We start from the raw sequence: 15,141 nt of genomic DNA, 5'->3' as shown, positions 1-15,141 counted from the left end.
ATTAATTTATATATTTCATCTGCTACCCTCATTTCACCCTTAAAATCCTAAAACCTTTTGCGGGAATACTCAAGTGTTCTCCAAAAGCTTTGTTTTCAAGTACATCAAAAAAACTAGGGTTTTCTGGTAATAGCTCTTTGTATCTTTTTAAATCAACAGTGGTTTCTTCACTGTTTTTGTTGAAAATTATCCAATATTTTTCTTTTTCATTGTATCTGAAATAAGAATATAAACCGTTTTCTGGGGCAAACTGTGTTAGTTTTCCTGAATGAATGGCAGTGGCGATTTTTCTCCAATTCAAGATCCTTTTATTGAATTCCAAAAGTTCTTGCTGCAATGGATTAAGATTTTTATTCTCAAAAACATTGCTTGCATCACCAATCCAGCCTCCTGGCATATCCGCACGAATTTTACCATCATTTCTTTCTTTTGGCGAAGCAAACCCTAGCTCAGTTCCATAAAAATACTGAGGAATTCCTCTCATAGTAAACAACATGGCCAAACCCATTTTATAAAGATTTTTGTCTTCGTTTAATTGAGTAAAATAGCGGTTCATATCATGGTTGTCGCAAAACGTCAAAAGGTTATTCGGGTTTGCATAAATGTTATCATTCGATAAACATTGATAAATTTTTAGCATCCCTTTTCCCCATTGTTTGTCGTCCTCTTTTAGGCCTTCAATCATCGCATTTTGTAAGGGAAAATCCATCACTGTTGGTAAATACGAAACATATCCATCGGCGTTTTTCATGCCTTTTTGCCAGTAGGAAGTCACGATTTGGTTGGTCGACCATTCTTCGCCCACCATGTTCAGATTTGGATATTCCACTAAAACAGCTTTGGTCCAACGTGTCAGAAATGCTTTTTCAGAATAAGGATAAGTATCTATTCTAAGTCCGGCTAAATCTGCATACTCAATCCACCATATCGTATTCTGAATCAAATAGTTAGCCATAAAAGGATTGCGTTGGTTCATGTCAGGCATAGAAGGCACAAACCAGCCTTGAACCAGTTTTTCTAAATCAGCTTTAGCCGCATACGGGTCATGTTGGGCTTCTCTTTGGTGATTGGTTGAGGTAAATTTGCCATCATTGTTTATCCAGTCTTTAGATGGTAAATCTTGCATCCACCAATGCTCTGATCCGCAATGGTTAAGTATTACATCACGAATTAGTTTTATGCCTTTAGCATTAGCTTCTTGAGAAAGTTTTTTATAATCTTCATTGCTACCAAAGCGAGGATCTATTTTATAAAAATCTGTGATAGCATAGCCGTGATAGGACTGCTCTTTCATGTTGTTTTCTTCCAAAGGCATAGGCCAAAGAGCCGTAAAGCCCATGTCAGAAATATAATCAAGATGAGTTCTGATACCAGCAATATCGCCTCCATGGCGGCCATATTCATAGCTTCTATTTAGTTTATCTGGATAATTTGGCAGATTGTCGTTTTCAAGATTACCATTGGCAAAACGGTCTGGTGTGATTAAATATATTACATCGGAATTATCATAACTCTTTCTTTGAGCAGCATTTGGTTTTCTGGCAAGAAGTTGAAAATCTTGGCTTACTTTTTCGCCGTTTTTCTGCAAAAAATTAAATTTTACTGTGCCAGGCTTTGCAGTTGTTGCTATTTGTAAATCTAGGAAAAGATAATTGGGGTTCTCCACCTTATTTATTTTCAACAGCTTTACGCCTGTATAATTTACAGATACGGAAGCTTGGCTGATGTTGTTACCATGCACCAAAACCTGAACTTTTGGATTTTTCATACCTATCCACCAAGAAGAAGGCTCAAAGTGTTCAATGGTTTGGGCAGAAAGCGAATAACTCGCTATAAGGAATAATATTACAAGTATTTTTTTCATCATTTTAAAATTTCTTTAATGACCAAATCGTATAATTTTTTGCAGGTGTTTCTATGGTTGCTCTCCCATTTGCATCGGTTGTAATAGTCTTGGTGGTGTTTTCAGAATAATCATAAAGTGTGGCATTTTTCCATCTAGTAGCCACTTGTTGGGTTTTGGTAACCGCACCATTATTAATTGCCACTACTAATCCTGGCACTTTGCTATCGCCGTTTCTTTGGGCAATGTAATATTCCAAATCCGCAAAAAGCACGTTTAACGTTCCTACCGCCAAAGAGCGATTTATAACTATAAGTTTTTCTAATTTCTGTTTTGAAAGTTGAGCTTCATAATCTAAATAAAACACGCAAGGATATCCTGGGTGCGTCATAATATAGGCATAAGCCAAAAGTTTATTTTGAGCTGAACCTATGCGATTTCCTTGGTTGGTGTCTTTCTCAGTATCGTGGTTAGTTACGAACGTGACGGCATTGGCAGGGTCTAATTTCAAAAGACTGTTTCGGTCTTTTAGAATTGTCATATTGCTTCCGTCAAGGGCTTGCTCAAGGTTATAAAATGCTGCAAAATCAAATGCTCGACTTCCGGTTTTGTCAACCCATGATTTTAGGTATTCAGCATTTCCGTCCCAAGCCTCCAAAACACCAAAACCGCCAACTTCTGTCATCCAAGCTTTGATAACAGACGGATCAAATCCTTTGACATAGTCAAACCGCCAACCGTCAAACTTCATGGTATTTTTATAATATTTTGCTACTGAAGAATCGGACTTCCAGAACCATTTCTGCACATTGGGCTGATCGTGACAAATGTCTTGTTCTTCAAAAAACAATGCTTCGGCGTCTTTAGAATGAATATCGTTGGGATGGAAATCTTTGGCTGTTCTGAAAAAACGTCCTGATTTTGGCCTAAAAAGTGTGTATGTGTTTTTGTTTCTGTACGGGTTAAACTCCAGTTCTCCACCACTGTTGTGGTTCAAAACGATATCTGCAACAACCTGAATACCAGCCGTGTGTGCTGTAGAAATCAAGTTTTCTAGTTCTTTGCGTGAGCCGAAACGTGTTTCAGTTGTTCCCATTTGGTCATAATCGCCAAAATCGAAATAATCCATAGGGTCATAACCCATCGAAAACCCTCCTGACATGCCTTTGGATGCGGGCGGTAACCAAAGTCTATCTACGCCAATGCTTTTCCAATTGGCAACTTTGGCGGAAATCGTATTCCACCATTCTCCTCGCGGTTCCACATCCCAATAAAAACCTTGCAACATTACGCCTTCAGGACGTAGGTAGTTTTTGAGGTCTTCTGGTGCTGCAGTGGAGCTTGGATCTGTAGTTTTATCTTTGCAGGCAAATGAGACCACGATTATCGCTAAAACTAAAAAATGTTTCTTCACAGCTTAGAGTTTAAATAAATGCTTTTTTAAAGACCGATAAGCGGCAGGGATAGTAGTTAAAAGCCCACAGCTGGCGAAGCCGCGAGGACTTGTAACGTATAGCCCGACCCTTTAGGGTGCCGCCCAATACTCTTGAATAAAAATAGTTAAAAAAATCTGCACAGAGAACCTCCGTGCAGATTCGACTTTAACCTATAATGAATACTTGCGTATTATTTCTTAGTGATTTTGTACGTCGGAGTGCTTTTTGAGAAATCCAATTGGATATCATAAACCCCTGCCGTAACTGCGATGTTTGCACCGCCAGCGTCTAATGTACCATCAGCACCATCGTCGCCATAGTTTAAGCCCCAATCACTATTGGCTCTGAACTTAATCTCACCAGTTTTTAGAGCAACATTCTGAGCCAACCAAATACCTTTTGTATCAAAATCTTTTGTGAAATTGCCATAATCAGGAGCAAAAGTGAAGTCTGGAGTTGCACCCCAATCGTTGTATCCGCTGCCTACTACACCCCAAAGATTGGTGATTTTTTCGACTGTAAATTTGTTTTCATTGAAATTTACCGTTATCAGATACGTGCCTTTTGTAGCTTTGATGTTGTCGCCACCTGCATCAAGGCTTCCGTTTGCTCCCGTATCTCCATAGTTTACACCCCAATCTTCGTTTTGACGGATTTTGTATTCGCCGTCTTTAAGCGTAACAACGCCTCTCCATTGGTCAGAGAATGGATCGTAGGTTAATGGTGCATCTGGAGTAGCTCCCCAATCATTAAAAGCACTTCCTACTACACCCCATGAATATTTCTCAATTTTAACCGTCAATTTGGTAGCATCAAAAGTGATTTTATATTTTCCTGCTTTTGAAACTATATTAGCTCCACCAGCCTCTAAGGTTCCATTGGCTCCATCGTCCCCGTAGTTTACACCCCAATCATTGTTTTTCCTGATTTTGAATTCGCCGTCCTTTAGGGTTACGTAAGAAACAAAAACATCGGCAAGGCCAGTTTTGTAAAACGGAGCGTCGGCAAATGCACCCCAGTCGTTGTACGCACTACCTACTACACCCCAAGGAGATGAAAGGTCGAGTTTGTCTTGATAAGCGGTTCCATTAAATCCTGATAAAGCAGATGTTAGGACTACTTTATCGCTTAATTTGGCTTGTACTTTTACGTCTAAGTCTGAAGCCGATCCAGCGGCTAAACCAAGGTTTAGAAGTATACTGTTTAGCTCAGCTCCTTTGAAAGATTTGGTCAATTCTGTGCCAGTACTGAAAGAAAAAGCTTTAGAAAAATCTCCTCCTTTTTTGTCCATCAAAATAGTATAAACTGGGCCTGCATCGTAGCCAAAATCGGGCTTTAGCCATGAAACAGTTAAAACATCGTTGTTTGCACCGTCTTTGGTGAGCACTACCTTAGGTGCAGAAAGTGACAAAACTGGCGTAGCAGAAGAATTCAAAACTGCTTTCAGTTGGTCTTTTTCGCAAGAGGTCATTAATATCAATGTCCCCACGAAAAATGCTATATTTCTAAAAATTTTATTCATTTTTTGAAAGTTTAAAAATTAATAACCTGTGTTTTGTTTAAGATTAGGATTGGCCACGATATCCGATGAAGGAATAGGGAAAAGGTTCAGATACTCTGGAACAGCTTTTCCGTCTTTTACGGCACCTTTCCAAGGCCATAGGTAAGTGCCTCCTGAGAATTTGCCGAAACGGATAAGGTCTGTACGACGGTGTCCCTCCCAATACAATTCACGTGCACGCTCGTCAAGAACAAAGTTAAGATCAATGTTTGTGATATTGCCTGAAGTATTTCCATAGGCTCTTTCTCTCAATTTGTTGATATAAGAAACCGCTTCGGCAGTTGTACCACCGGTACCTCCTCTAAGTACTGCCTCCGCATACATCAAATACACGTCTGCCAAACGGAACATTGGAAAGTCAGTATCTGGGAAATTTCCTTCAATGTCTGAACCTTTCGCACCTGATGAAGTAACATTTTTATATTTTGTGATAGCATAACCATCGGCAAATTTAAAGATGTCGTCAATATCAAGATTTTGGTCTTTGGTATAAAAAGTAGCTCTTTGGTCTGTAGCACCTGTGATGTCGCTATATTTCTGAACGAATGATTTGGTGGTTCTGATACCGCCCCATCCGCCGTTGATTCCGAATTCAGCTGGGTTCATGGACCCACCTACTGGAGCATGTACTAAGAAAGTCATTCCACCCCAAGTTTTGGTACGTGTACCGTCAAATGTTATCGGGAATATCACCTCTTTAGACTTGTCGTTGTCTGCAAGGAACAATGTGGCGTATTTTGCATCTAAAGTATATCCAGCTCCGATTATTTTGTTACAGTACTCCAAGGTTTCGTTGTTTTTAGCAGTGCCTGTATAAACTTGTGCATTCAGATACAATTTAGCCAAAAGCGTCCATGCAGCAGCTTTGTCTGCTCTGCCGTATTCGTTAGTCTTTGGAGCTGCCAGGTCAGCATCAATTGCCTTTAACTCTGATTCTATATAAGCAAAAAGCTCGGCTCTGGTTGTTTGTTTTGGTGTAAACGAACCTACGGCGTCTGCTTCTGTTACAAAAGGAACATTGCCAAACATATCCAAAGCATGGAAATAACTCAATGCTCTCAAAAATCTAGCCTCCGCACGATATGTTAATATTTCTGGGGCAGATATCCCTCTGTCTTTAAGTTTTGCGTCAGTAGTTTCTCTGATAAACTCATTGGTAAGCGTGATTTGATAATAGATACGGTTGTACATAGCTGTTACAAACTCATTGCTTGATGTCCAGTCCATGTCGTGATAGTCACGAAGGTTTCCGTCGTTCCAACCTATCACGGCTTCGTCAGTGGTAAGTTCTTGTGCTTTCCAATATTGACGTAGATAAGTTGAGAAACCCTCATCTATACCGCTGATGTCTGGTTTTCCGTCAGGTCCTTGTTGACCAGAAACTGCATAACCAGCGTACATTTTAGCTAATATTTGCTTATAATTTGCTGGGTCAGTATACACCGTAGCTGAAGTAACCTCTATAAAAGGTGTACGATCTAGGTCATTAACGCACGATTGGCTCACCACCAAACCCACAGCTAAAAGACCGATTTTACTTATATTTTTTAAATTTTTCATTTTTTACTAATTTTTTAAATTAAAAACCAAGGTTTAATCCTAAAGTGAATGTACGTGGTCTTGGATAAATGTTGTTGTCGATTCCACCCGAAATCTCAGGATCTAAGCCAGAATACTTAGTGATAACGAAGGCATTCTGAACATTCGCTGAAATAGTAGCATCCACTTTGTTTTTCAATTTCCCTAAATTGTACCCTAGGTTGATATTGTCTGCTCTAAAAAACGAGGCATTTTCTAAATAGTAGTTGCTGAAATATTGAGAGTTTTCGAAACCAGTTACCGTAGCGTTTCTAACGACATTGTTTAGGTAAGCGTTTGAACTAGTTCTAAACGTACCTGCAGTAGAGTTTAAGTTATTATATGCATAGTTTCCGATACTTCCGCGAGTTACAAAACCTGCGAACCATTTGCCATAATTAAACTGAGAAGATATACCAAAATAGAAATTCGGCTGAGGCGATTTATATCTTTCTAAATCCGAGGTGTTTACTACGCCGTCTTTATTAGAATCTACGTAAACTCCTTCAAGAGGTTTGCCGTTTTCGTCATATACTTGTTGGTATAAGAAAAACGTATTGGTTGGATATCCTACAGTATGAATCTGCACGGTATTACCCACACCACCAGATATACCGCCCACTAAAATACCTGGGAATGAAGGGCTAGGTACTTTTGTCAAATTGGTAATCGTATTGATGTTTCTTGTAATGTTGAAAGCAAGGTCCCAGTTAAATTTCTCTGAGTGAATAGGCGTAGTATTAATATTAAATTCAATACCCTTGTTTTCGATATTACCTACGTTTGTCAATATTCTGTTGGTCAAGTTAGAACCTGCAGGCACAGGAATCACGCTCAACAAGTCTTTGGTTTTACGATTATAAATATCGATACTACCTGAAATCCTTGCAGTTTTCAATGCCCAGTCTATTCCGGCATTCATTGTAGTAGTCTCTTCCCATTTGATGTTGGCATCGTATCCTTCTGGACGAAGCGTGTTGAAGAAAGAACTACCAAATTGGTACTGAGCAGTAGATTGGCTGATCGTGTATTTTGGAAGATAAGGATAATCGCTCAATACGTCTTGTTGGCCAGTAACACCATATCCAAGTCTTAGTTTTAGATCTGACAAAGCCTGAGAGTTTTTCAAGAAACCTTCCTCGCTGATTTTCCAAGCAAATGCTGCCGAAGGGAAAAGACCCCAACGATTTTCAGGTGCAAATCTTGAGGAACCGTCTTTACGTAAAGTTACAGTCAATAAGTATTTGTCCAACATATTGTAATTAGCTCTTCCGTAAAACGAAACCAAAGTGTTCTGCGTTTTGTAGAAAATATCTGCAAACACGTCTCCATTTATGTTTTTGTCAAGGTTAGAATTGTCTTTCAAGAAATCTTGATAAGAATATCCTGCCATTAAGTCTATTTTGCTATTGATGCCTGGAAGGTCTTTTACGTAGTTTAAATAAAACTCTAAAGTTTTGTTGGTTTTATGTTGGTCGTAAATGTTATCTACTCCGCCTCTTGCGAAGTTCATACCCACATTTGCCGGAATATTAACCGTTCCATTTCCTTTAGCTACGTCAAAGCCCAAGTTTAGATTTGCTCTTAACTCTGGTAAGAAATGGAATTTATAATCAAAAACGATATTTCCGATAGATCTTTTCACATCCGAAACATCATTTCTTTGCATCAACTGACCCAATGGGTTAAGTGTTGCCAAGGTATTCGGGTTGCCTGTAGATGGATCTAACCATTCAAAATAACCACCTAGAGATTCGCTTCCGCTATAAACAGGTTGTGTAGGGTCAAAAAACGCTGCTGCACCTATGGCTCCTTGGTTGGCAAAAGTGTTGTTAGTCAACGAACCTTTAAGATTTACATCCACTTTAAGGTGATTCTCTAAAAACGAAGGACTAAGGTTGATCGAAGCCGAAGTACGATCCATGTTAGAAGTCTTAAGGATACCATTTTGGTTTAAATATCCTAACGAAATACGATATGGTAAGCTACCTTTTGTGCCGCTTATGCTCAAATTATTGTCAGTGGTAATGGCATTTCTATAGATTTGTTTTTGCCAGTCTGTATTTGCTGATCCCAAATAGGATTTCATGGTAGCGTTTCCTCTTGAATTTACCAAATCTCTAAATTCGTCTGCTGAAAGAACGTCAACGTATTTAGCAGGCATGGCCGAAGAAAGATTTGTACTGAAGTTCACTCTTGGTTTGCCTTTTGCACCTTTTTTGGTTGTTATCAAAATAACCCCATTTGATGCACGACTACCGTAAATAGCTGTAGCAGAGGCGTCTTTTAAAACCGTAAAAGTTTCGATATCGGCAGGGTTAATCATACTTAGGGGGTTAGCAGAACCAGAAATGCCAGAATTATCTAATGGCATACCGTCCAATACTATTAAAGGATCATTATTAGCATTTAATGATGAGCCTCCTCTTATTCTGATTGTACTTCCTGCTCCTGGAGCTCCAGAATTAGATGTGATTTGCACACCGGCTAACTTACCCGAAACCAATTGCTCTGGCGAGGTAATTTGTCCTTTTACAAAGTCTGCTGAAGAAACCGAAACAATAGAACCGGTTAGATCTTTTTTCTTCTGTGAACCGTAGCCAATAACTACCACTTCACCCAGAATGGTGGCATCATCTATTAAGGTAACATTTACCATTGTTTGGTTTCCTACCACAACTTCCTGGCTGTGTTTTCCAATAAAAGAAAAGACCAAAATAGTCTGATTGTCAGGTACCACAATGGAATATTTACCATCAAGGTCAGTTTGAGTACCTGTAGAGGTGCCTTTTACCGAAACCGTCACACCTATCATGTCTGACTTATCGGTTGCATCTGTTACTTTTCCCGTTATGGTTTTTTGGGCAAAAGCAACGTTTCCTAAAATCAACAGCAAACCAAAAGTCAAACTTAATGACCTAAGGTTAAGGCTGAAAGACTTTAAGCTTCGAAAGCGTTTGTTTTTTTGCATTTGAAAAAAAATTTAGTTAAAGTATAAAATATATTAAAAGTTTGATTTGAAAAATTTAAAAACAGGGAGGGCTTCGTTGCCATTGCCAGCATCAAAGAAGGCGGCGTTTTCCCAATGGGAGCCCTCACCCCATTGCGTTTTACATTTCGTAGAAATCCAAGCTGGTTCCCAATAAATAATACCTTCTGCCCCAACACTTTTGCATTTGGTTTTTAAGTCAAGCATAAAACTCAACTGGCCTTCGGGAGATATCGGGTAGTTTTTTAATGCCGCATCAGCTCCCAACATATTGTTTGCCTTATCAAACTCTTTAGGCGAATATGGATATCCCGTTTCTACTATCATTATTCTTTTACTATAAGTAGATTTTAATGTTGCCATTGTAGTACCCAGTTGGTTTAGATCAAACTTTGACCATTTAGGATAATAACTTAAACCTATCCAATCGTAGTTTTTAACATTATTTAGTGCTGCATCTTTAAACCAGGGTTCTGCGTTTTCAGGCTGAGCTATGTGGAGCATAGTTTCCACTTGCACATTATTTTTTTGGTTAAAAAAAGTCACTGCTTCTATACCTTTATTAAGCAAAAATGCATTTCGTGCCCAGTTAATAGGTCCATCACTTGCAGAATCGGGGTGTTGAATGATTCCAATATTGGTCTCGTTGCCAATCTGTACCATTTCAGGGCTTAGATTTTTCTGACGAAAATATTCAAGAGTTGATAAAGTGTAATTGTAAACCGAGTCGCCAAGTATGGCTAGACTTCTCGCTTTTTGCCATGCTGCAGGCATTATTTGTTTTGAAGGATCAGCCCAGTTGTCAGAGTAATGAAAATCTAAAAGAATCGTTTGACCTTCGTTTTTTGCTCTTTTTATGGTTTTTTCTACATCTGTCAAAGACGAATACTGATTGAAAGTTGGTGTATGCCAAAGACGAACTCTAACGATATTGGCACCTTTATCAGCAAAAATTTTGAAGGCATCAACCTTATTGGTTTTCTCTCTATAAACACCTCCACAATCTTCCATTTCGTTTACATAGGATAGGTCTCCTCCTAAGTAGAAGCTGGGTTTGGGTGCAGTATTTTTACTACATTTAAAGAATAAAATGCCACCCAAAAACAATACAATGAAAAGCTTAAAAATAGGATTTTGCATCTAAATATTATCAGTATTTTCAGACACAAAGGTAGCTTGCCATAAAACAGCCATCGCCCCATTTTGTATTTTTCTAATAAAAAATTTATTTTCTTAATCTGCTGATTATTAAAAAGATAAAGAAAAAAATAGTGCCATTTTATAAAATGGCACCAATTTTTAGTTGTCCTTGAGACTCTCAAGGTACTCTCTTGGGGTCTGATTTGTGATTTTTTTGAAGGAACGATTAAAAGCTGTTTTTGAATTAAAGCCTACCTCATACGCCAATCCAAGGAAAGTAAGATTATGATATTCTGGCTCTTTTATCATCCTTTTAAATTCTTCCACCCGGTAGCTATTTATAAAGTCAAAAAAGTTTTGATTGTAGTGTTCATTGATGATTTTGGAAAGCACATGAGCTTGAATATCTACCTGAGTTGCTAATTCATTTAAACTTATCTTGGGATTCTTGAATGGCTGGTTTTCCAATATAAAATTCTCAAGCTTTTCAATTTCTTTTTGAAAACTTTCAGTTTCTTGACTTAGGATTTTATGATGGCCAATAGTTGTTGTGTCTAACATATCATCAAAAATCGATATTTTCTGAGGACGAGCTTTAAAAGTTTCAGACTGATGTATAGCAAAATATCCTACGAAATAAATAATCAATGAAAAAACCAGCCATGTGAGGTCAACACTTATTTCGGTTAATCTAATATTATCAAACTTAAAATACCAACCCGCGACCATAGAAATGAGCGAAAATGCCCAAAAACATAAAGCTATAAATTGAATGATTAAAACAGTGTTTAAATAGTTCAGGTTTTGCTCATAAGATAGATTTATTTGAAACTCCTGTTTGTAGGTATTGATTGTTTTTCTAAAAAGATTCCAATAGTAAGCATTCCATATCAAGCCAAGAAAACCACTACCCGCAAAAACCCAAAGAAAATTTGATTTTTGATCCATCAACTCTACCAAAAAAGTTTTGTCGTTTTTCAACAATAAAGGTAGATAAACAAAAAACTGGACTAATAAAGGTAAAAAATGCAAATACCACCTTGAGGGCAAAAACTTAACATTGAAAAGTAATTTCAACAAATAAAAATAGTAGACTGGAGCATAAATAAAATAAAGAAAATCGGGTATTAAAACAAGCCTAGGATAAAAATTTACGAAGCTTTGAAAGTTAGAAATGATGTAGAAAAAAGTGCCGAAGGAAGAAATAATTATTGATAAAATAAGCCAACGATTAGCTTCAACATTGGAATTTTGAATAATAGGAATCGCAATTATTAACAAAAATCCTTGAAAAACAGAAAACAAAAGAAGAAAATCAAATAAAGAATAAACATGCAACGTTCCCAATAAATCTTCCCATCCATCAATTGAAATTTTTACGTTCCTATTATCAATATCCGAAGTCCGAAAAATTATCCTATTTGGTCGAGCCTTTCCGCTTTCCCTTGCCTCTACTGAGCCCCAGTCGCCGCGTGTGAATTTAAACTCCAACTGCTCTAAATCCGTATAAATTCTTATGTAAAATTGCCCCTGAATGTTCTTTTTTAGCTCATATTCGGAATTGCTAGGTTCCCAATTGTTAAAATTTCCAGTAACAAAAATCTGAGCATCTTTTGGAGTGTTTTCTGGAATACTCTCCAAAGTTATATCATAAGCCACTTGCTTTTCCCAACCTAAGATCGCCGTTTTTATAAAGTTCGTGGTGTTACTTTTAGCATCATAATTCCTATTTGGCAGACCTTCGCTTTCGGGCGTTCCTTCTACTATCATCCAACTACCCTGTGTAAATTTATATTCAAAAGCAGCCGGAGGATTGTCTAAAACAATTGAATAAATATTATCAGATTCCTTTTTTAAAATAAACTTGGGATCGCTAGGATTCCATTTGTTGTAATCGACAGCAAGATACAAAGGTCGGTTTGGGTCGATTAAAGGAGAAACAACTTCAACCTCTATTTTCAACTGAGCATTGAGGTTTATACATATACTCAACAGGCCGATTATAAATAAATACAATCGACTAATTTTCAAATAATTAAAACCCAATCCCCTACCCATTTCTTGGAATATTTTCTCAAATATAAGCAATTTTAAATTAGCCAATTTATGTAGGTATTAATTAAATGAAAACATTGGAAAGCCTTCAAATTGTAAAAACTATGGTCAATATTTTACTGAAAAATTAAAAACAAAAGAATATTTCCATTCTAAAAGCCTATTAGATAGCTTGAATTTTAAAAATTCGGGAAATTAAAAATGTTTTTTAAACATTCTATTTATTTTTTTGTTTAATATTTGTTACCAAAAACTCTACAAAAAATGAGCAGTTATTCCATCAAAGACCTTGAGCAACTTTCAGGTATCAAGGCTCATACTTTACGTATTTGGGAACAACGCTTCAATTTTATTCAACCTCAACGAACCGATACCAACATTCGTTATTATGACAACAGTGACCTCAAGCAGATTTTGAATATTTCTTTGCTTAAAGATCACGGTTACAAGATTTCAGAAATAGCGAAACTCAGTTCAGAAGAGCTTACATCTGAAGTAAATACGATTACCGAAGTTCAGCTACAATATCCTGACCAGATAAAGTCTCTCACGCGAGCAATGATAGACATTGATGAGGAAGCGTTTGAGGATACTTTTAACAGCAATATAGCTCAACACGGTTTTAAAAATACGATGATAAATGTCATTTATCCTTTTTTGGGTAAAGTTGGGATTCTTTGGCTTACTGGCTCTATTGGGCCTTCTCAAGAGCACTTTATGACGAATCTTATCCGGCAAAAACTCATGGTAGAAATAGATAAATTGCCTAGAGTAAAAAATAATAATGAAGGGTCTGTCGTGGTTTATACTCCTGAAGGAGAATATCACGAAATAGGAATATTGTTTGCCCATTATATTTTCAAGTCAGAGGAAAAGAAAGTCATTTATCTCGGCCAGAGTCTGCCGTTCGAAGATGTTAGGTTTGTGGTAGAAAACAATAAGCCAACAGCGATTTTTACCGCTTTTACGTCTTTGCCATCTCAAAACGATGTCCAATTTTATATAAAAAAGTTAGAACAAAATTTTCCTGATTTGAAAATTTTCTTAACTGGAATGCAAGTGGTTGGTCAAAATTTGGAAATTGGAGCAAATTCAATTGTTGTTAAAGGCGTAGACCAACTGACGAATATTGAATTATAAAAAATCCATCGGGTCGTCTACCACCCTAAAGTTTTCGTTAAAAGTATTCATAAGCTTCATATCTTCCTCAGATATTTCAAAATCAAAAATATCAAAATTCTCTTTGATTCTCAGTAGGTTGCTAGATTTTGGTATAGGCGAAACTCCCTTTTGAATATTCCATCTCAATATAATCTGGGCGGGTGTTTTTCCGTATTTTTTACTCAATTTTACTAATCGCTCGTCGTTCATTTTTAAGCCTCTTACAAGCGGGGTGTATGCTTGTAGCACCGTGCCTTTTTGTTGGCATCTTTTTAGAAGATTTTCCAAATTTAAAAAAGGACTAAATTCCACTTGATTTACGGCTGGCACTATATCCGCATACGCCTCTAATTCTTCTAAAAAAGGCTCTAGATAATTTGCAACCCCGATTGCCCGAGCTTTGCCCGACTCATAGATTTTTTCTAAAGCTTTCCAAGTATCTTTTCTTTTCTGTTTTATTGGCCAATGTACCAAATACAAATCCACATAGTCAGTTTGAAGCAACTCTAAACTGTGGTCAAAAGCACGTAAAGTTGAAGTATATCCTTGGTCAGCATTGTCTACCTTGGTAGTTAAAAATATCTCTTCTCTGGCCACCGAACTGTGCCTAATAGCATTTCCAATTTGCAGCTCATTTTGGTACATCGCGGCCGTATCTATCAAACGGTAGCCAGTTTCAAGAGCCCATTCCATAGCTTGCTCAGCCTCTTTATTGTGCATATCAAACACACCCAAACCGACCAAAGGCATTTCTATGCCGTTATTAAGCGTAACATAAGGTTGAGTTTTCATTTCAAAAAATATTTAATTTAGGTCGACATCTTAATGTTTCACTTTGAAACTATAGCTACAAATTCAATTTAAGAAAATAGTTTATATATATCACTTCGTTTCACAAATCGACCTAATTCTATCTTATTATTTTCGAAATAAAAACCCAATCTATAATTTCCTATTCTTTTCTGATAAGCAAATGGATGTCCTTTTAGCTTCTTTATTTGGGTTAAATCTTGAATATTTTCAAAATTCTCCATCTCAAAAACAGCTTTCTTGATCTCATCTTTCAGGTTGTCATCACTTATTTTCTGAATATCTTTTAAAAAAGAACGAAGAAATATAACCTCCATTAATTATTCAAGATATTCATTATTTCCTCCTTATCTACGGTATCTTCTCTATTTGCCTGTTGCATTAAAAGAAGTAAACCCAAATCTTCTTTCTCTTCTTCGCTTAAAGATGCAACTCGCTCTTTTTCTTTGTAATCTACAAAAAAACTTACTGCTTCTTCCATAAGAGCCTTTACGCTAGAATTTTCAAATACCGAAAGTATTTTTAATTTAGTTAGCGTTACATTATCTATATCTATATTCTTACGCAT

General features: G+C 37.0%; 11 protein-coding genes. 1 reads left to right on the top strand and 10 read right to left on the bottom strand.

The window, feature by feature from the left end:
- Positions 1-28 precede the first annotated feature (28 nt).
- The 7 genes from EGI22_RS01140 to EGI22_RS01110 form a co-directional block, all read right to left on the bottom strand.
- The gene (locus tag EGI22_RS01140; RefSeq protein ID WP_255065793.1) at positions 29-1,867 is read right to left on the bottom strand and encodes a glycoside hydrolase family 13 protein; all 1,839 of its coding nucleotides are present in this window, start codon (positions 1,865-1,867) and stop codon (positions 29-31) included.
- Between the two features lies 1 nt (position 1,868).
- Positions 1,869-3,257, bottom strand: a complete 1,389-nt coding sequence (locus tag EGI22_RS01135) for an alpha-amylase (protein ID WP_255065792.1) — start codon at positions 3,255-3,257, stop codon at positions 1,869-1,871.
- Positions 3,258-3,469: 212 nt separating this feature from the next.
- Positions 3,470-4,801, bottom strand: coding sequence for a SusE domain-containing protein (locus EGI22_RS01130; protein ID WP_255065791.1), 1,332 nt, complete (start codon positions 4,799-4,801; stop codon positions 3,470-3,472).
- Between the two features lie 18 nt (positions 4,802-4,819).
- Complete coding sequence (locus EGI22_RS01125; RefSeq protein WP_255065790.1) at positions 4,820-6,400, bottom strand: RagB/SusD family nutrient uptake outer membrane protein; 1,581 nt, start codon at positions 6,398-6,400, stop codon at positions 4,820-4,822.
- Between the two features lie 19 nt (positions 6,401-6,419).
- Positions 6,420-9,389, bottom strand: a complete 2,970-nt coding sequence (locus tag EGI22_RS01120; RefSeq protein ID WP_255065789.1) for a TonB-dependent receptor — start codon at positions 9,387-9,389, stop codon at positions 6,420-6,422.
- A 33-nt stretch (positions 9,390-9,422) separates the two neighbouring features.
- Positions 9,423-10,547, bottom strand: coding sequence for a glycosyl hydrolase 53 family protein (locus tag EGI22_RS01115; RefSeq protein ID WP_255065788.1), 1,125 nt, complete (start codon positions 10,545-10,547; stop codon positions 9,423-9,425).
- A gap of 159 nt (positions 10,548-10,706) precedes the next feature.
- Complete coding sequence (locus tag EGI22_RS01110) at positions 10,707-12,650, bottom strand: helix-turn-helix domain-containing protein (RefSeq protein WP_255065787.1); 1,944 nt, start codon at positions 12,648-12,650, stop codon at positions 10,707-10,709.
- Between the two features lie 216 nt (positions 12,651-12,866).
- Here EGI22_RS01110 and EGI22_RS01105 point away from each other — a divergent pair, with 216 nt between their 5' ends.
- Positions 12,867-13,742 carry a MerR family transcriptional regulator gene (locus tag EGI22_RS01105; protein WP_255065786.1) on the top strand — a complete coding sequence of 292 codons (876 nt, stop codon included), beginning with the start codon at positions 12,867-12,869 and terminating at the stop codon, positions 13,740-13,742.
- Here the strand turns inward: EGI22_RS01105 and EGI22_RS01100 are convergent.
- The 3 genes from EGI22_RS01100 to EGI22_RS01090 all read right to left on the bottom strand — a co-directional run bounded on the left by EGI22_RS01100 (position 13,737) and on the right by EGI22_RS01090 (position 15,141).
- On the bottom strand, positions 13,737-14,555 hold the full coding sequence (locus EGI22_RS01100) for an aldo/keto reductase (RefSeq protein WP_255065785.1): 819 nt from the start codon (positions 14,553-14,555) through the stop codon (positions 13,737-13,739). The two genes, EGI22_RS01105 and EGI22_RS01100, sit on opposite strands and share 6 nt — an antisense overlap.
- A 68-nt stretch (positions 14,556-14,623) precedes the next feature.
- Positions 14,624-14,890 (bottom strand): type II toxin-antitoxin system RelE/ParE family toxin, encoded by a 267-nt coding sequence (locus tag EGI22_RS01095; protein ID WP_255065784.1) that lies wholly within the window; start codon positions 14,888-14,890, stop codon positions 14,624-14,626.
- Complete coding sequence (locus EGI22_RS01090; protein WP_255065783.1) at positions 14,890-15,141, bottom strand: hypothetical protein; 252 nt, start codon at positions 15,139-15,141, stop codon at positions 14,890-14,892. Before EGI22_RS01090 ends, EGI22_RS01095 begins: the two co-directional genes overlap by 1 nt.

The organism is Lacihabitans sp. LS3-19, assembly GCF_024343575.1.
Lineage (GTDB): Bacteria > Bacteroidota > Bacteroidia > Cytophagales > Spirosomataceae > Leadbetterella.
The sequence above is the reverse complement of the archived record's forward strand: the minus strand, read 5'-3'. Positions and strand labels throughout refer to the sequence as shown.

What these genes read in the sequence shown, in the direction of transcription:
- EGI22_RS01130 (WP_255065791.1), bottom strand. Translation starts at nt 4,801, where the DNA reads ATGAATAAAATTTTTAGAAATATAGCATTTTTCGTGGGGACATTGATA.
- EGI22_RS01115 (WP_255065788.1), bottom strand. Translation starts at nt 10,547, where the DNA reads ATGCAAAATCCTATTTTTAAGCTTTTCATTGTATTGTTTTTGGGTGGC.
- EGI22_RS01095 (WP_255065784.1), bottom strand. Translation starts at nt 14,890, where the DNA reads ATGGAGGTTATATTTCTTCGTTCTTTTTTAAAAGATATTCAGAAAATA.
- EGI22_RS01125 (WP_255065790.1), bottom strand. Translation starts at nt 6,400, where the DNA reads ATGAAAAATTTAAAAAATATAAGTAAAATCGGTCTTTTAGCTGTGGGT.
- EGI22_RS01090 (WP_255065783.1), bottom strand. Translation starts at nt 15,141, where the DNA reads ATGCGTAAGAATATAGATATAGATAATGTAACGCTAACTAAATTAAAA.
- EGI22_RS01105 (WP_255065786.1), top strand. Translation starts at nt 12,867, where the DNA reads ATGAGCAGTTATTCCATCAAAGACCTTGAGCAACTTTCAGGTATCAAG.
- EGI22_RS01140 (WP_255065793.1), bottom strand. Translation starts at nt 1,867, where the DNA reads ATGATGAAAAAAATACTTGTAATATTATTCCTTATAGCGAGTTATTCG.
- EGI22_RS01120 (WP_255065789.1), bottom strand. Translation starts at nt 9,389, where the DNA reads ATGCAAAAAAACAAACGCTTTCGAAGCTTAAAGTCTTTCAGCCTTAAC.
- EGI22_RS01100 (WP_255065785.1), bottom strand. Translation starts at nt 14,555, where the DNA reads ATGAAAACTCAACCTTATGTTACGCTTAATAACGGCATAGAAATGCCT.